The following is a 15406-nucleotide window of genomic DNA, read 5'->3' on the forward strand; positions in this document are numbered from 1 at the left end:
CGCGTGCCACGATGTCGCCGTGCCTGCCACCACCCGTGACCCCGCCGGTCGGGACCGTCTCGCCCGTCGGCTCGACGCCGCGCTCGCCACGATCCCGACGCCCATGGGTGGGCCACCGTTCGTGGTGGACCTCGATGCGTTCGACGCCAACGCCGACGACCTCGCCCGCCGTGCTGCCGGCGTACCGATCCGGGTCGCGTCGAAGTCACTGCGCGTGCCGGCACTGGTCCGCCGTGCCCTCGCCCACCCGGGCTTCGCCGGCGTGCTCGCCTACACGCTCGCGGAGGCGCTGTGGTTGGAAGAGGAGGGCGTCAGCGACGACCTGGTGGTCGCCTATCCGAGCGTGGACCGGGACGCGCTCGCGCGCCTCGTCGCCTCGCCGCGGGCCGCGTCGCGCATCACGCTGATGGTCGACGACCCCGCCCACCTGGACCTGGTCGACGCCGTGCGGTCCTCGGCGGCCGTGCCGGTGCGGGTCGCCGTCGACGTCGACGCGGGCCTGCACTGGGGCAACCAGGTGGTCGGCCCGAAGCGCTCCCCGCTGCACGACACCGTCGACGTCGTCCGCCTGGCGCGGACGGTGACCGAGCGGCCGGGGTTCAGCCTGGTCGGGGTGATGACCTACGAGGGGCAGGTCGCGGGCGTTCCCGACGAGGTGCCGCACCAGCGCGCGAAGTCGCTGCTGGTCCGCCGCGTCAAGGACGCCTCGGTCGCGCAGCTCCGCGTGCGTCGGGAGCAGCTGACCCGCGCCCTGGCCCGGGTGGGTGACCTGGAGTTCTTCAACGCCGGCGGCTCGGGCTCGATCGAGGTCTCCGCCGGCGACCCCTCGGTCACCGAGGTCACCGCCGGGTCCGGGCTCCTCGTCCCCGCGCTGTTCGACCACTACCAGTCCTTCGACCCCCGACCCGCGTCCTTCTTCGGCCTCCCCGTGACCCGCCGGCCCTCCGCCGAGGTGGCGACCGTGCACGGCGGCGGGCTCATCGCGTCGGGGGCGGCCGGCAAGGACCGGCTGCCGCTCCCCTGGGCACCCGCCGACCTGCACCTCACCGGACTGGAGGGAGCCGGCGAGGTGCAGACGCCACTGACCGGGCGCGGCGCGGCCCGCCTGCGCATCGGCGACCGGGTGTGGTTCCGCCACGCGAAGTCCGGCGAGCCGTTCGAGCACACCGCTGCGGTGCACCTGGTCAGTGGGGAGACCGTGGTCGAGACCGTGCCGACCTACCGGGGCCATGGCCTCGCCTTCTGACATCGCCGCCGCCGTCCGCGCGGAGGCGGCCGAGCGGGCGCCCACCCTCGGGGCGACGCGGCTGGTCTGCATCGACGGCCCCGCGGGCGCGGGCAAGACCACGGTCGCGGCGGCGTTCGCCGAACAGGAGCCGACAGCACGCGTGCTCCACATGGACGACCTCTACGACGGCTGGGCCGGCCTGCCCACCGTCGACCGGCAGCTCGCGACGCTGTTGGAGCCGTTGGCGGCCGGCCTCGCGGGCCACTACCGCCGCTACGACTGGTACGCCGCGGCCCCGGCCGAGGAGGTCACCGTCACGCCGTGCCGCTGGCTGGTGCTCGAGGGCGTCGGCGCCGGTCACCGCCGGTTCGCCGAACTGCACACGGTGCTGGTCTGGCTCACCGCGCCCGTGCCGGAACGGCACCGCCGCTGGGTCGCTCGGGAGGGGTCGACGTACCGCTGGGAGGGGTGGCGGCGCGACGAGGAGGCGCACTTCGCGACCGACGGCACCGAACAGCGCGCCGACCTGGTGTTTCGGACCTGAGGCGTGCTCAGCCCGGGTCCAGCAGCCCCTTGAGCTCGCGCACCGCCTCGGTCGCGCGCCGACCGTCCGAGCCGTGGATGCCCAGCACCGAGACGGTCGTGCCGTCGGCGAGGTCCAGCGTGGGCCACGGTGCTCCGGGTGGCATCCGGATCGCGATGATCTCGGCCCACTCGTACTCGCGACGTCGGTAGCCGTTGACCAGCACCAGTCCGGAGTCGCGCGCGACGACCTTCGAGCGCGCGAGGGCGTGGAGCAGCGCCACGCCGACCCCGACCATGACGACCACGGTGATCCGCTGGACGAGGTTGACCTCCTCCTTGGTCTCCTGGTCGAAGCTGAGCCAGAGGTAGGCGAACGCACCGACCAGGACCGCGGAGAACACCGCGGCGGCGATCCGCGGCCCGAGCGGGCGCCAGGTGCGGGGCTGCACGCTCAGAGCCGGCATGCGTGGATGTCGGTCAGCAGGATGGCGCGGGCGCCGACCTCCCACAGCTCGTCCATGAGGCGCTGGGAGCCACTGCGTCGCACCATCGCGCGGACGGCGACCCAGCCCGGCTTGCCCAGCGGCGAGATGGTGGGGGCCTCGATGCCCGGGGTGAGGGCGACCGCTCGCTCGACGTCGGACTCGCGGATGTCGTAGTCCATCATCACGTAGCCGCGCGCCAGCAGGACGCCGTCCAGGCGGCGCTTGAACACCTCGAACGCCGGTGCGTGGTCGCCGGAGCGGGCGATCAGCACGGCCTCGGACTCCAGGATCGGCTCGCCGAAGATGTCGAGCCCGGCGCGGCGGAGCGTGCCGCCGGTCTCGACGACGTCGGCGATGGCGTCGGCGACGCCGAGCTGGATGCTGGTCTCCACGGCACCGTCGAGCCGGATGACCTCGGCCTCGATGCCCTTCTCGGCCAGGTGACTGCGCACGACGCCGGTGTAGGAGGTCGCGATGCGCTTGCCCGCGAGGTCGGCCACGTCGGTGAACGCACCCTGCGGGCCGGCGAAACGGAAGGTGCTGCGACCGAACTCCAGCGGCATGATCTCCTCGGCGTGGGCGCCGGAGTCCTGCAGCAGGTCGCGGCCGGTGATGCCGACGTCGAGGGTGCCCTCGCCCACGTAGAGCGCGATGTCGCGCGGGCGCAGGTAGAAAAACTCCACATCGTTCTCGACGTCGAGCAGGCGCAGCTCCTTGGCGTCGCTGCGCTGCTTGTAGCCGGACTCGCGCAGGATCTCGGTCGCGGCGGTGGAGAGCGATCCCTTGTTCGGGATCGCGATCTTGAGGCGGGTCATGCGGTGGTCCTCAGAGGTAGTCGTAGACGTCGGAGAGCTCGATGCCGCTGGCGAGCATCAGCACCTGGGCGTGGTAGAGCAGCTGGCTGATCTCCTCGGCCGTGCGCTCCTTGCCCTCGTGCTCGGCCGCCATCCAGGACTCGGCGGCCTCCTCGACCAGCTTCTTGCCGACCCCATGGACGCCGGCGTCCAGCAGCGCGACGGTGCTGGAGCCCTCGGGGCGGGCGGCCGCCCGGCCCTTCAGCTCGACCCAGAGCTCATCGAACGTCTTCACGGGCGCTCAGCCTACCGGTCGTCCCGGACGCCCGGAGACCCGACAGGAGCCGGGCGGTCGCGAGTGCGGCAGCGGTGGCCTCGTACCCCTTGTCCTCCCGGGAGCCGGCGAGGCCGGCGCGGTCGAGTGCCTGCTGCTCGGTGTCGCACGTGAGCACGCCGAAGCCGATCGGCGTGCCGGTGTCCAGCCCGACCCGGGTGAGCCCGTCGGTGGCGGCCGAGCAGACGTAGTCGAAGTGCGGCGTACCGCCGCGGATGACGACGCCGAGGGTGATCACCGCGTCGTGGGTCGCGGCCAGCTCGGCCGCCACGACGGGCAGCTCGAACGTCCCCGGCACGCGGACCTCCTCGGCGTCGACGACCCGGTGGTCGGCCAGGGCACGCCGGGTGCCGGCGAGCAGGCCGTCCATGACCTCGGTGTGCCAGCTCGCGGCCACCACGGCGACCCGCAGGTCACCGCAGTCGACCGGCTCGGTGGAGGGGGCGCCGTGTCCAGCCATGTCAGGCTCCTCGGGTCTCGTCGGCGGTGGCCAGGTCGGGCAGCTCGTGCCCCATCCGGTCGCGCTTGGTCAGCAGGTAGGACAGGTTGTGATCGTTGGGGTGCGGCGTGAGCGGCACGCGCTCGGTGACGGTGACGCCGTACTCCTCGAGGTTGCTGATCTTGTCGGGGTTGTTGGTCAGCAGCCGCACCCTGCCCACGCCAAGGTCGCGCAGCACCTGGGTCGCGGCCCCGTAGTGGCGGGCGTCGGCGGGCAGGCCCAGCTCGAGGTTGGCGTCGACGGTGTCGCGGCCGCCGTCCTGGAGCTGGTAGGCCTGCAGCTTCGCGACCAGGCCGATGCCGCGGCCCTCGTGGCCACGCAGGTAGACGACCACGCCGCGGCCCTCCTCCACGATGCGGGCCATCGCCTCCTCCAGCTGGGGTCCGCAGTCGCAGCGGTTGCTGCCGAAGACGTCGCCGGTGAGGCACTCCGAGTGCACCCGGGTCAGCACCGGCTCGCCGTCGGCCAGGTCGGCGGGGTCGCCGTACACCAGCGCGACGTGCTCGCTGCCGTCGACGGTGATCGTGTAGCCCACCGCGGTGAAGTCGCCGTGGCGCGTGGGCAGCCGCGTCTCGGCCTCCCGGACCACGTGGACCTCGTGGCGGCGCCGGTAGCGCACCAGGTCCTCGATGGAGATCATCGCCAGGCCGTGCTCGTCGGCGAACTCGCGTAACTCGGGCGAGCGCTTCATCGTGCCGTCCTCGTTGACGACCTCCACCAGCACGCCGGCCGGCGTGAGGCCGGCGAGGTTGGCCAGGTCGACGGCCGCCTCGGTGTGGCCGCGCCGCACCAGGACGCCGCCCTCGCGGTAGCGCAGCGGGAAGACGTGCCCGGGACGGGTGAGGTCCCACGGCTCCGTCGCCGAGTCCGCCAGCACCCGCGCGGTGTGCGCGCGGTCGGCGGCGGAGATCCCGGTGGTGACGCCGTCGCGGGCGTCGACCGAGATCGTGTACGCCGTCCGGTAGGCGTCGCGGTTGTGCGGCGTCATCAGTGGGATCTCGAGCCGGTCGAGCATGTCGCCGGGCATCGGGACGCAGATGACGCCGCTGCTGTGGCGGATGGTGAAGGCCATCAGCTCCGGCGTGGCCTTGCTGGCCGCGAAGATGATGTCACCCTCGTTCTCTCGGTCCTCGTCGTCGACGACGATCACGGCCCTGCCGGCCGCGATGTCCTCGATCGCCCGCTCGACGGAGTCCAGGCGCACGGTCATCGGTCGTTCCCTTCCACGTCGCGCTGCGCGGCCGGGGCGGCCGAGTAGGCGCGAACGAGCTTCTCGACATGTTTGGCGAGCACGTCGACCTCGAGGTTGACGGGGTCGCCGGCGCGGCGGAACCCCAGGGTGGTCCGCTGCAGGGTCTCGGGGATCAGGCTCACGGTGAAGGAGGTCGGTCGCGCCTCCACCACCGTGAGCGAGGTGCCGTCGACAGTGATCGAGCCCTTGTCGACCAGGTAGCGGCCCAGGTCCCCCTCGTCGGGGTGGGCGATCTCGACCACGTCCCAGTGCTCGCTGGGCTCGCGGGAGACGATCCGTCCGACACCGTCGACGTGGCCCTGCACGATGTGGCCGCCGAGTCGCTTCTCCGCGGTGACGGCGCGCTCCAGGTTCACCCGGTCCCCCACCGACAGCTGCCCCGTGGAGGTGCGGCGCAGCGTCTCGGCCATGACGTCGGCGGTGAAGGTGCCGATGCGCTGGTCGCAGTCGTCGATGCCGGCGACGGTCAGGCAGCAGCCGTTGACGGCGATGGAGTCGCCCAGCGCCGCATCGGTCAGCACGGTCTCGCACGAGATCGCCAGCCGGACGGCGTCGCCCTGGTCCTCGATCGCGGCGACGGTGCCGAGTTCCTCGATGATGCCGGTGAACATCAGGTCTCCTCCGGGGTCATGGTCAGGCGGACGTTCGCCTCGGCACCACTGCCGAGGACCGTGGCGTCGCGCAGGTACAGGTGGCGGGCGTCGGCGATGGTGGTGATGCCCAGGTCACCGACCGCGTTGCGTCCGGTGCCGAGCAGCATCGGGGCGACGTAGGTGACGACCTCGTCGACGAGCCCGGCCCGCAGGAAGGCGGCGGCCAGTGTGGGCCCGCCCTCGAGGAAGACGTGGTGGCGGTCGTGGTCACGCCGGAGCGTCTGCAGCGCGACGAGCGGGTCGCGGGTGCGCAGGTGCAGGCTGGGCGCGGCGTCGTCGAGTATCGCGCTGTCAGCAGGCAGGTCCCGCTCCCCCATCACCACCCGCAGCGGCTGGGTGGCGAGGGGCTGGTCCTGCTCGTCGCGCACGGTGAGCCGGGGGTCGTCGACCGCGACGGTGTTGGTGCCGACGAGCATGGTGTCGCAGGCAGCGCGCAGGCGGTGGGTGTCCAGGCGAGCCGGCCGGGAGGACACCCAGCGGGACGTGCCGTCGGCGGCGGCGCTGCGGCCGTCCAGCGTGGCGGCGAACTTCCAGGTCACGTAGGGGCGGCCGCGTTCGTGGGCGAAGGTCCAGCTCGCGTTGAGTGCGCGGGCCTCGGCGGCCCGGAGGCCGGCCTCGACCTCGATGCCGGCCGCCTCCAGCGTGGCGACGCCGCCGGCGGCGACCGGGTTCGGGTCACGCTGGGCCACGACGACGCGGCGTACGCCCGCCTCGATGAGGGCCTGCGCGCACGGGCCGGTGCGGCCGGTGTGGTTGCACGGCTCGAGCGTCACCACGGCGGTGGCGCCGCGGGCAGCCTCACCTGCGTCGGCGAGCGCGGCGACCTCGGCGTGCGGCGTACCGGCACCGCGGTGGTGGCCCTCACCGACGGTGCGTCCGTCGTCGTCCAGCAGCACGCAACCGACGCGAGGGTTGGGGTGGTGCGGGACGTCGGGGGTCGCGGCGAGGTGCAGCGCGCGCTGCATCGCGGCGTCCTCCGCCTGACCGGCCACGGCGTCCATCTCCTCGGGTCCAGTGCGGACTCCGGGGCTCGGGCGTGGCGCGCGGCGTCGCGCTCGCGACGGTCGCTCACCCTGCGTGCACTTCCCATCCGGACTGTGACCGTCGGTCCAGGAGTTCCACCTGGTCAACCGGCAACTGGCTGTCACCGGGTCGCGGACTGTTACCGCCGGTTCGGAGTTTCACCGACCCCAGAGCACGCAAGCTCTTGTGGCCACCAGCCTGCCACACCCCAGGCCCGAACGTGCAGCCGTCTCGGAGTGGTCGTCGTCACACGGTCGCGTGGGCGCGCAGCTGCTCCACCATGGCGTCGGGGTCGGCGGCGGAGTAGACCGCGGATCCGGCGACGAAGGTGTCGGCCCCGGCATCGGCGCAGCGCTCGATGGTCTCCAGGGACACGCCGCCGTCGACCTGCAGCCGGGTCTCGACACCGTGCTTGTCCATCATCGCGCGCGCCCGCCGGATCTTCGGCAGGCACAGGTCGAGGAACTTCTGTCCCCCGAAGCCGGGCTCGACGGTCATGATCAGCACCATGTCGAGCTCGGCGAGCAGGTCCTCGTAGGGCTCGATCGGCGTCGCGGGCTTGAGCGCCATGCTGGCGCGTGCGCCGGCGGCGCGGATCTCACGGGCGAGCCGCACCGGCGCCTTCGTCGCCTCGACGTGGAAGGTCACCGAACCACAGCCGGCCTCGACGTACGCCGGTGCGTTGCGGTCGGCGTCCTCGATCATCAGGTGCGCGTCCAACGGGGTGTCGGTGCTGCGGGCCAGCGCCTCGACCATGCCCGGCCCGAAGGTCAGGTTCGGCACGAAGTGGTTGTCCATCACGTCGACGTGGATCCAGTCCGCGCTCGGAATGCGGGCGACCTCGTCGGCGAGGTGGCCGAAGTCGGCGTTGAGGATCGACGGCGTGATCTGGATGCCCACGGCGTCATCCTAGGGATGGCGCTGCTCCGGCCGTCACTCGCGTGCAACCATCGGGGCGGGTCGCACGTCATCGGGGCATGGAGCGGATTCTTGGGACACGCGGAGGCGTCGTGAGGGCGCCGGACGCCGCTGAGCACGACCGACGACGCGAGGACGCGTCGTTCACCGACTTCGTGGCGGCCCGGCTGGGCCACCTCACCAAGCTGGGCCGCGCGCTGGCCGGTGACGAGCAACGGGGCGCCGACCTGGTGCAGGACGCCCTGGAGAAGACGTTCCTCCACTGGGCGACCGTGCGGGAGCCCGAGGCCTACGTGCGGCGGCTCATGGTCAACCGCAGCATCTCGGTGTGGCGCAAGGTGCGCCGCGAACGACCGCTCGACGCGGCACCCGAACCGACGCGGGTGGACCGACCCGCGGACCAGGACCTGTGGTCGGCGGTGCGGCGTCTCTCACCACGCCAGCGCGCGGTCATCGCACTGCGCTACTACGAGGACCTCACCGAGGTCCAGACGGCCGAGCTCCTGAACTGCTCCGTCGGCACCGTCAAGAGCCAGGCCAGCCGCGCCATGGCCACGCTCCGGGCCGACGCCGCCACCTTCGACGCATCCGAGGACACGCCATGACCGACTTCGAGACCGACCTGCGCACCGCCCTCGACGAGGACGTCGCCACCGACACCCACGCCACCGTCGCCGCCGTACGCCGCGGCGCCCGCCGGCGACGCCAGCGGCGCCGCGCGACCATGGCCGGCGCCGCCGCAGCCCTCGTCGCCGTCGGCTCCTTCGGGGCCGCACGACTCCTCACCGATGACGGCCCCGACCCGGCCAACAGCTCGCCGGCGTCCTCGCCGACCCATATCCGCACCATGACCACCAGCGACTCCGGGCCCCTGGTCGCGTCCTACGAGCCCGACTGCGAGTGCTCGGTGCTCTGGCAACGCGACGGCACCGGGTGGGAGCGGCTCCGCTCAGTGCCGCAGACCTCGTTGTGGCTGTCGATGGCACCAAACGGCAGGGACGGGATCATGCTGCGCGGCGAGTACGCCGCGGGGATCGACGTCACCCACGACGGCGGTTCCACGTGGACCGCACTGACCGTGCGCGGACCGACGCCGGAGGACACCGAGGGCGGCGAGATCGGTGCCTGGGCGACCGGTGAGCACTACTGGCTCGTGGAGGCCGGCTTCACCAGTGACGGCTCCACGCTCCCGCGTGACGTGCTCAACGTCTGGCTCGGCCCGGTCGGCGGGGACACCGTGGAGCCCGTGGAGCTCCCAGATGTGGACCGTCCGCGGGCGATCGAGGGCATGGGATCGACCGGCGACCGGCTCGTGGCCGTACGCTCGTCGGACGGCGAGACGACCCCGCTGGTCTCCGACGACGACGGCAGCACCTGGCAGGAGCAGTCCTGGCCCTGCCGCTCCGACACGACCCCCGGCTACGAGTTCCGCACGTCCGGCGCGTTCGCCTACTGCGACGTCGCCGACTCCGACGAGGTGGCGGTCCACCGCAGCGACGACATGGTGACCTGGGAGCTGCGGGAACGTCTCCCCGATGCCCTCCAGTCCTGGCCGGTGGGACCGGACCACACGATCCTCGCCCTGAACGATGGCGCCTTGGTCAGTGGTCCGGACGGCGTCACGGAGGCAGACCTCGGCTTCGACGCCTTCGCCATCCGTGGCGGAGCCCAGCACGGTGACCGGCTCTACCTCGCAACGGCACGCGGCATCCACGAGTCGACCGACGGCGGCGCCACCTGGCAGGAGCTCGAGGACTGAGTCAGTCCTCGGGCAGTTCGGCGGCGTCGGCCCACTCCAGCAACGGTGCGATGTCGAAGACGTGCTCGTCGATCGCCTCGTGCAGGTCGCCGAGCTCGGCGAAGCGGTCCGGCACCGTCTCGATGGTGAAGTCGTGGGGGTCGACGTCGTCGACCTCGTCCCACCGGATCGGCGTCGAGACACGGGCGTCGGGCAGGCCCCGGACCGAGTACGCCGCGGCGATGGTGTGGTCGCGTGCGTTCTGGTTGTAGTCGACGAAGACGTGGGCCGGGTCGCGGTCCTTCTTCCACCAGGCGGTGGTGATGACGTCGGGGGCGCGTCGTTCGCACTCGCGGGCGAAGGCGAGCGCCGCGCGCCGGACGACCTGGTGGCCGTGGTCGGGCCGGACCCGGACGTAGACGTGGAGCCCCTTGCTGCCGCTGGTCTTCGGGAATCCCACCGCATCCAGGTCGTCGAGCACCTCGTGCGCGACGTGCGCGGCCTCGCGCACCGCGGCGTACGGCGCCTCCGGTCCGGGGTCGAGGTCGATGCGCCACTCGTCGGGTTCCTCCACCGCGCCGCGGCGGCTGTTCCAGGGGTGGAACTCCACGGTCGACATCTGCACCGCCCAGATGACGGCGCCGAGCTCGGTCACGCAGAGCTCGTCGGCGGTGCGGTTCCAGCGCGGGAAGGTCAGCTCGACCGTCTCCACCCACGCCGGCGCACCCTGCGGCAGCCGCTTCTGGTGCACCTTGTCGCCGGCGAGGCCCTTGGGAAAGCGGTGCAGCATGCACGGTCGCTCCCAGAGTGCGTTGACGATCCCCGGTCCGACCGCGAGGTAGTACTCGACGAGGTCGAGCTTCGTGGCGCCGAGGTCGGGGAAGTAGACCCGTTCCGGGTTGGTCACCTTCACGACCCGGTCGTCGACCTCGATCTCCACGAAGGGACTCGCCATGCGGCCACGCTAGCGGGTCGTGGGCTCCCCGGAGCGCTGCAGGAGCGCGAGGAACATCGCGTCGGTGCCGTGCCGGTGCGGCCACAGCTGGGCCGTGCCGGGCAGCGGGCCCTCGGCATCGTCCAGGCCGGGCAGGTGCTGGCGGACGTCGACCACCTCAGCGCCCGTGGCGGCCGCCACGACGTCGCGGGTCTCGGCCAGCACCGGCGAGCAGGTCGCATAGAGCACCAGGCCGCCCGGGCGGACCAGGTCGAGGGCGGAGGCCAGCAGGCGCTGCTGGAGCACCACCAGCTCGGGCACGTCGCCCGGCTGTCGTCGCCACCGTGCCTCGGGGCGGCGCCGCAGCGCGCCGAGGCCGGTGCAGGGTGCGTCCACGAGGACCCGGTCGAAGCTCTCCGCCTCCAACGGTGGCGCCGTGCCGTCGGCCGTCAGCACCGTGCCCGCGCCGTCGAGCGCACGACGTACCAACGCCGCGCGGTGCGCGTGCTGCTCGACCGCCACCAGGGCGGCGTCCCGCTCCCCCGCGAGGGCCGCCAGGAGCGCCGCCTTGCCCCCGGGGCCGGCACAGAGGTCCAGCCACCGTTCGTCGCGGCCGGCCAACGGAGCCGAGGCCAGCGCGTGGGCGACCAGCTGGGAGCCCTCGTCCTGCACCGCGGCACGCCCCTCGGCCACGGCCGGCACCTCGCCGGGCACGCCACCCTCGAACACGACGCCGTACGGCGAGTACCGGGTGGGCTCGCCGGGCAGCTCCTCGCGCGTCGAGCGACCGGGTCGGGCCACGAGCGTCACGCGCGGCGGCACGTTGTCGGCGGCGAGCAGGTCCGCCAGCTCCGCCTCGCCCACGGCCTCCCGCAACGCGGCCACCACCCACTCCGGATGGCTGTGCACGACGCCCGGGTCGGGGCCGATGCGCTGCCGCCACGTGTCGAGGTCGTCGACGGCCACCTTGCGCAGCACGGCATTGGCGAACCCCGCGGCGCCGCGGTCGGCGCGGTCGCGGACGAGGTCGACGGTGGTGTCGATCGCGGCGTGGTCGGGGACCCGCATCGCGAGCAGCTGGTGCGTGCCCAGCCGCAGGCAGTCGAGCACCTTGGCCTGCACCTTGCGCAGCGGCCGGTCGATGCAGGCGTCGAGGACGGCGTCGTAGGTCCGCTGCATCCGGATGGTGCCGGACGTCAGCTCGGTCACGAACGCCGCGTCGCGCCCCGTCAGGCCGTGCTCTGCCAACACGGCGGGGAGCACGAGGTTGGTGTAGGCCGCGTCGACGCGCACCGCGCGCAACACGTCGTACGCCGCCCGGCGCGGCGGGTCGACCCGGCTGCGGCGACGGGAGGGGCCGGCCACCTCAGTCGCCGAACCGGGGCGCGTCCCCGAGCTGGGCGCCACGTGCCCAGGCGGCGGCCTCCATCTGCTTCTTGCCGAACGCCTTGACCTCGCCCAGGCGCACCGCATGGGTGGCGGTGCCGACGTGGACGGAGTTCTTGCCGACCTCGACGACGCCGGGCTCGAGCTGCTTGTCGGGATCGATCCGGACCGGACCGACCTTGATCCGCTCACCCTCGTGCGTCGACCAGGCGCCCGGGAAGGGGCTGCAGGCGCGGATGCGCCGGTCGACCGCGACCGCGGACTCGGTCCAGTCGATCCGCGCGTCCTCGGTGGTGATCTTGGGGGCGAGGCTCACGCCCTCCTCGGGCTGCTCGCGCGCCTCGACGCTGCCGTCGGCGATGCCGTCGAGTGTCGCCACGAGCAACTCGGAGCCGCCGTCGGCCAGTCGCTCCAGCAGCGCTCCGGAGGTGTCGGTCGGGCGGACCGTCTCGGTCATCATGCCGAAGGTGGGGCCGGCGTCGAGACCCTCCACGATGCGGAAGGTCGTGGCGCCGCTGACCTCGTCGCCGGCCCACAGTGCGTGCTGGACCGGTGCGGCACCGCGCCAGGCGGGCAGCAGCGAGAAGTGCAGGTTGACCCACCCGTGGCGCGGGATGTCGAGCGCGCTGCGCGGGATGAGGGCGCCGTACGCCACGACCGGGCAGCAGTCGGGCGCGAGCCCGCGGAGCTCGGCCTGGAACTCCTCGTCGCGGGGATGGGCGGGCTTGAGGATCGGCACGTCCAGCTCGCGCGCACGCTCGGCGACCGGGCTCTCGCGGAGCTTGCGGCCTCGGCCGGACGGGGCGTCGGGACGGGTGACGACCCCGACCAGCTCGTGGTCGGAGGCGGCCACCGCCTCCAGGGCGGGCACGGCCACCTCGGGGGTGCCGGCGAAGACGACGCGCAATGGTGCTCCTTGTTCGTGAGGTGCTGGTGGGTGGGCCGGCTGACGGCCCGGTGCTGGTCGACGCGCGGTGCGGCTCAGATGCCGAACCCGCCGGTGGGGTGCGGCGACACCTTGACGGTGGGCTGCTCGAGACCGAACCACTCCGCCTCGCGGACCTGGCGCATGGCCTCCTTGCGCGCCGCCTTGTCGAGGCGGTCGATGAACAGCACGCCGTCGAGGTGGTCGGTCTCGTGCTGGATGGCACGCGCCAGCAGGTCGGAGCCCTCCACGACCAGCGGCTCACCGTGCAGGTCGAAGCCGGCGGCCACGACGTGCTGCGCCCGCAGGCAGTCGATCTCCAGGTCCGGCAACGACAGGCAGCCCTCGGGACCGAACTGGGTCGCCTCGGACAGGGTGAGGCGCGGGTTGATCAGGTGGCCGACCTCGCCGCCGACCGACCAGGTGAAGACCCGGAGCCCGACGCCGATCTGGGGTGCGGCGAGCCCTGCGCCCGGAGCGTCGAGCATGGTGTCGGTCAGGTCGCTGACCAGGCGACGCAGCTCGGCGTCGAAGTCGACGACCTCGCTGGCGCGCTGGCGCAGCACGGGATCGCCGAAGAGGCGGATGGGGCGGACGGCCACGGTGCGGTTCCTCCTGGGCTCGTGGGGGATCCAGTCTAGTGAGCGGCCTCAGACCTCGACCGGGTCCATCCGCACCCGGACGGCGTCGAGCTTGCGTGCCGAGCGCACACGTTGCATCTCCTGCAGGGCCCGCGTCAACGCGGCGCCGTGCTGGCGGGGAGTCCGCACCACCACCCGGTCCTCGGGCGGGTCGGTGTCCGGCAGCGGCAGCGGCCCCAGCACCTCTCCTCCCTCGGGCAGCCCGAGGAGGGTCACGGCGTCGTCCACGGCGCCGGGCTCGCCGGTCACCGTCGCCAGTCGTGCGCCGGGCGGCATCCGCGCCTCGGCGCGGTCGGCGGCCTCGCGCGCGGCGAAGCCAGCGGGGTCCCAGCGCACCAAGGCCTGCAGTACCGGCAACCCGGGTTCGCCGACCGCGAGCGCGCGGCCCCCCGGCGCCAGCAGCCCGACGGCGTTGCACCAGCGGCGCAACGCCTCCTCCCCCGCCCGGAGGCTGTCACGCCCGACCAGCAGCCAGGTGTCGAGCAGCACGACGACGGCATAGCCATCGGCGGCCGGTGGCTCGGCACCGGGTGTCGCGACGACGATCTGGGGCCGGGACGGCACGGAGGCGCGGATGCGGTCGCCCGACGAGGTCACCACCGGCACCGAGGGGAACGTGCGGCCGAGCTCGTCGGCGGTGCGGGCATCGCCCAGCACGGGAGCGCGCAGGCCCCGGCCGCCGCACTCGCCGCAGGTCCAGCCCGGTGCCTCGGCCGCACACCACCGGCACTGCGGCGGGTCGGTCGGGCCTTGCAGCTGAAGTGGCCCGGCACAGGTCGCGCAGCGCGCCGGCGTACGGCACCGGTCGCAGGCCAGGCGCAGGGCGTAGCCGGCGCGGGGGGTCTGGACCAGCACGGGCCCGCGCTCCAGGCCCCAGCGGATCGCGTCGCGGGCCTCGAGGGGGAACCGCGCGGCCGGTGAGTCCGGGTCGCGACGCAACGCGAACTCGCTGGCGCCGCTGATGGCGATGAGGGCACGCTCGCGCACCCGGTCACGGGGCAGTGCGATCTCCCGGGCCCAGCCGGTGCCGAGCAGTTGCTGCGCCTCGACGCTGCGGGCGAAGCCACCGATGAGGGCGGCAGCTCCCTCCTCCCGCGAGCGCAGCACCAGCACGTCGCGGGTGTGGGGATAGGGCGCCCGGTGCTCGACGTGGAGGTCGTCGCCGTCGTCCCAGATCGCGACCAGGCCGAGGTCCTGCACCGGGGCGAACGCCGCAGAACGCGTGCCGATGACGATGCGGCGGGTGCCGCGCAGCACGGCGAGGAAGTCGCGGTAGCGGGGGCCCGGCCCGACGTCGGCGCGGAGCACGACGTGCTGGTCCTCCCCCACGACCGCCCGCAGGGCGGCGTCGAGCCGGTCGACGTCGCGGTTGTCCGGGACGCACAGCAGGCTGCCGCGACCGGCGTCCAGGGCGGTCGCGGCGAGTTCGGCGAGGCGTCGTGGCCAGTCCTCGCCCGGCGCCGCACCCCACACCGCGCGGGGCGCTCCCCCGGCCCTCAGGTGGTGCACGAACGCCTCGGCCTCGGGATACGCCGCCCACGGCGCGTCGGTGGCCACCGGGTCGGGCACCGTCGGGAGCGGCGCGGCCGGTGGCGAGTCCTGCTTCTCCACCGTGGCGTGGCGCGGCGGCACCGCGAGGCGGCGTACGTCGGCCGCGACGCCGGCGCAGTGGTCGGCCACCGACCGACACAGGTCTCGGACCTGGGGCGTCAGGACCTGCTCGGCGCTGACGACGCGCCGCAACGGCGCCAACCGGCCGTCGTGGTCGCTGGTCTCGCTCCGCCCGACCACGAATCCGTCGACGTCCTTGCCCGCGAAGCGGACCTTGACCCGGACCCCGGGCTGCGCCGCCTCGGCCATGCTCGCCGGCACGGCGTAGTCGAAGGTGCGGTCCAGGTGCGCGAGCGGGACGTCCACGCTCACCCGCGCGACGGGTGCCGTCGCCGCGATCTCGGCGTTGGCGTCCTTGCGCGCCCGGGTCGCCCGCGCCTTGGCCTGGCCCTCGCGGACCTTGTCGCGCACCAGCCCCGGGAGCTCGAGGTGCTCGTCGTCGGCCATGGCGCTGTTCTAC

17 protein-coding genes and 1 riboswitch are annotated in these 15406 nt (G+C 73.4%); of the genes, 4 read left to right on the forward strand and 13 right to left on the reverse strand.

The window, feature by feature from the left end; all coding sequences use genetic code 11:
- Window positions 1-19 precede the first annotated feature (19 nt).
- Window positions 20-1246 (forward strand): amino acid deaminase/aldolase, encoded by a 1227-nt coding sequence (locus KUV85_RS05665; protein ID WP_219962241.1) that lies wholly within the window; start codon window positions 20-22, stop codon window positions 1244-1246.
- Window positions 1230-1772, forward strand: coding sequence for a uridine kinase family protein (locus tag KUV85_RS05670; RefSeq protein ID WP_219962242.1), 543 nt, complete (start codon window positions 1230-1232; stop codon window positions 1770-1772). The genes KUV85_RS05665 and KUV85_RS05670 overlap by 17 nt, the downstream gene beginning before the upstream one ends.
- Window positions 1773-1779: 7 nt before the next feature.
- Here KUV85_RS05670 and KUV85_RS05675 read toward each other — a convergent pair whose 3' ends face one another.
- The 8 genes from KUV85_RS05675 to rpe form a co-directional block, all read right to left on the reverse strand.
- The gene (locus KUV85_RS05675) at window positions 1780-2217 is read right to left on the reverse strand and encodes a PH domain-containing protein (RefSeq protein ID WP_219962243.1); all 438 of its coding nucleotides are present in this window, start codon (window positions 2215-2217) and stop codon (window positions 1780-1782) included.
- The gene (gene hisG, locus KUV85_RS05680) at window positions 2205-3053 is read right to left on the reverse strand and encodes an ATP phosphoribosyltransferase (RefSeq protein WP_219962244.1); all 849 of its coding nucleotides are present in this window, start codon (window positions 3051-3053) and stop codon (window positions 2205-2207) included. The genes KUV85_RS05675 and hisG overlap by 13 nt, the downstream gene beginning before the upstream one ends.
- A gap of 10 nt (window positions 3054-3063) precedes the next feature.
- Complete coding sequence (locus tag KUV85_RS05685; RefSeq protein WP_219962245.1) at window positions 3064-3327, reverse strand: phosphoribosyl-ATP diphosphatase; 264 nt, start codon at window positions 3325-3327, stop codon at window positions 3064-3066.
- Entirely contained in the window at window positions 3311-3826 is a 516-nt protein-coding gene (gene ribH, locus KUV85_RS05690) for a 6,7-dimethyl-8-ribityllumazine synthase (RefSeq protein WP_219962246.1), read from the reverse strand. Before ribH ends, KUV85_RS05685 begins: the two co-directional genes overlap by 17 nt.
- A 1-nt stretch (window position 3827) precedes the next feature.
- Window positions 3828-5075 carry a bifunctional 3,4-dihydroxy-2-butanone-4-phosphate synthase/GTP cyclohydrolase II gene (locus KUV85_RS05695; RefSeq protein ID WP_219962247.1) on the reverse strand — a complete coding sequence of 416 codons (1248 nt, stop codon included), beginning with the start codon at window positions 5073-5075 and terminating at the stop codon, window positions 3828-3830.
- Window positions 5072-5728, reverse strand: a complete 657-nt coding sequence (locus KUV85_RS05700) for a riboflavin synthase (protein WP_219962248.1) — start codon at window positions 5726-5728, stop codon at window positions 5072-5074. Before KUV85_RS05700 ends, KUV85_RS05695 begins: the two co-directional genes overlap by 4 nt.
- On the reverse strand, window positions 5728-6735 hold the full coding sequence (gene ribD, locus KUV85_RS05705) for a bifunctional diaminohydroxyphosphoribosylaminopyrimidine deaminase/5-amino-6-(5-phosphoribosylamino)uracil reductase RibD (RefSeq protein WP_237690253.1): 1008 nt from the start codon (window positions 6733-6735) through the stop codon (window positions 5728-5730). Before ribD ends, KUV85_RS05700 begins: the two co-directional genes overlap by 1 nt.
- Window positions 6736-6843: 108 nt before the next feature.
- A riboswitch (FMN riboswitch) is annotated at window positions 6844-6973 on the reverse strand.
- A 66-nt stretch (window positions 6974-7039) separates the two neighbouring features.
- On the reverse strand, window positions 7040-7693 hold the full coding sequence (gene rpe / locus KUV85_RS05710) for a ribulose-phosphate 3-epimerase (RefSeq protein WP_219962250.1): 654 nt from the start codon (window positions 7691-7693) through the stop codon (window positions 7040-7042).
- A gap of 110 nt (window positions 7694-7803) precedes the next feature.
- On the opposite strand from rpe, the gene KUV85_RS05715 reads away from it, so the two are divergent.
- Together KUV85_RS05715 and KUV85_RS05720 are read left to right on the forward strand one after the other, a co-directional pair.
- Window positions 7804-8316, forward strand: coding sequence for a SigE family RNA polymerase sigma factor (locus tag KUV85_RS05715; RefSeq protein ID WP_219962251.1), 513 nt, complete (start codon window positions 7804-7806; stop codon window positions 8314-8316).
- Window positions 8313-9470 (forward strand): hypothetical protein, encoded by a 1158-nt coding sequence (locus KUV85_RS05720; RefSeq protein ID WP_219962252.1) that lies wholly within the window; start codon window positions 8313-8315, stop codon window positions 9468-9470. Before KUV85_RS05715 ends, KUV85_RS05720 begins: the two co-directional genes overlap by 4 nt.
- A 1-nt stretch (window position 9471) precedes the next feature.
- Here the strand turns inward: KUV85_RS05720 and ligD are convergent, their stop codons facing one another.
- The 5 genes from ligD to KUV85_RS05745 all read right to left on the reverse strand — a co-directional run bounded on the left by ligD (window position 9472) and on the right by KUV85_RS05745 (window position 15393).
- Window positions 9472-10404, reverse strand: coding sequence for a non-homologous end-joining DNA ligase (ligD, locus tag KUV85_RS05725; protein WP_219962253.1), 933 nt, complete (start codon window positions 10402-10404; stop codon window positions 9472-9474).
- A gap of 9 nt (window positions 10405-10413) precedes the next feature.
- Window positions 10414-11748, reverse strand: a complete 1335-nt coding sequence (locus tag KUV85_RS05730; RefSeq protein WP_219962254.1) for an RsmB/NOP family class I SAM-dependent RNA methyltransferase — start codon at window positions 11746-11748, stop codon at window positions 10414-10416.
- A gap of 1 nt (window position 11749) precedes the next feature.
- Window positions 11750-12676, reverse strand: a complete 927-nt coding sequence (gene fmt / locus KUV85_RS05735; RefSeq protein WP_219962255.1) for a methionyl-tRNA formyltransferase — start codon at window positions 12674-12676, stop codon at window positions 11750-11752.
- 74 nt (window positions 12677-12750) lie between these two features.
- On the reverse strand, window positions 12751-13296 hold the full coding sequence (gene def, locus KUV85_RS05740; RefSeq protein ID WP_219962256.1) for a peptide deformylase: 546 nt from the start codon (window positions 13294-13296) through the stop codon (window positions 12751-12753).
- A 48-nt stretch (window positions 13297-13344) separates the two neighbouring features.
- A complete protein-coding gene (locus KUV85_RS05745) occupies window positions 13345-15393 on the reverse strand; it encodes a primosomal protein N' (protein WP_219962257.1) in 2049 nt (682 codons plus the stop codon).
- Between the last annotated feature and the right edge of the window lie 13 nt (window positions 15394-15406).

The sequence above is a fragment of the Nocardioides panacisoli genome (assembly GCF_019448235.1).
Taxonomy (GTDB): domain Bacteria; phylum Actinomycetota; class Actinomycetes; order Propionibacteriales; family Nocardioidaceae; genus Nocardioides; species Nocardioides panacisoli_A.

What these genes read in the sequence shown, in the direction of transcription:
- ribD (WP_237690253.1), bottom strand. Translation starts at nt 6,735, where the DNA reads ATGCAGCGCGCGCTGCACCTCGCCGCGACCCCCGACGTCCCGCACCAC.
- KUV85_RS05675 (WP_219962243.1), bottom strand. Translation starts at nt 2,217, where the DNA reads ATGCCGGCTCTGAGCGTGCAGCCCCGCACCTGGCGCCCGCTCGGGCCG.
- KUV85_RS05745 (WP_219962257.1), bottom strand. Translation starts at nt 15,393, where the DNA reads ATGGCCGACGACGAGCACCTCGAGCTCCCGGGGCTGGTGCGCGACAAG.
- hisG (WP_219962244.1), bottom strand. Translation starts at nt 3,053, where the DNA reads ATGACCCGCCTCAAGATCGCGATCCCGAACAAGGGATCGCTCTCCACC.
- KUV85_RS05670 (WP_219962242.1), top strand. Translation starts at nt 1,230, where the DNA reads ATGGCCTCGCCTTCTGACATCGCCGCCGCCGTCCGCGCGGAGGCGGCC.
- KUV85_RS05720 (WP_219962252.1), top strand. Translation starts at nt 8,313, where the DNA reads ATGACCGACTTCGAGACCGACCTGCGCACCGCCCTCGACGAGGACGTC.
- ligD (WP_219962253.1), bottom strand. Translation starts at nt 10,404, where the DNA reads ATGGCGAGTCCCTTCGTGGAGATCGAGGTCGACGACCGGGTCGTGAAG.
- KUV85_RS05695 (WP_219962247.1), bottom strand. Translation starts at nt 5,075, where the DNA reads ATGACCGTGCGCCTGGACTCCGTCGAGCGGGCGATCGAGGACATCGCG.
- KUV85_RS05700 (WP_219962248.1), bottom strand. Translation starts at nt 5,728, where the DNA reads ATGTTCACCGGCATCATCGAGGAACTCGGCACCGTCGCCGCGATCGAG.
- ribH (WP_219962246.1), bottom strand. Translation starts at nt 3,826, where the DNA reads ATGGCTGGACACGGCGCCCCCTCCACCGAGCCGGTCGACTGCGGTGAC.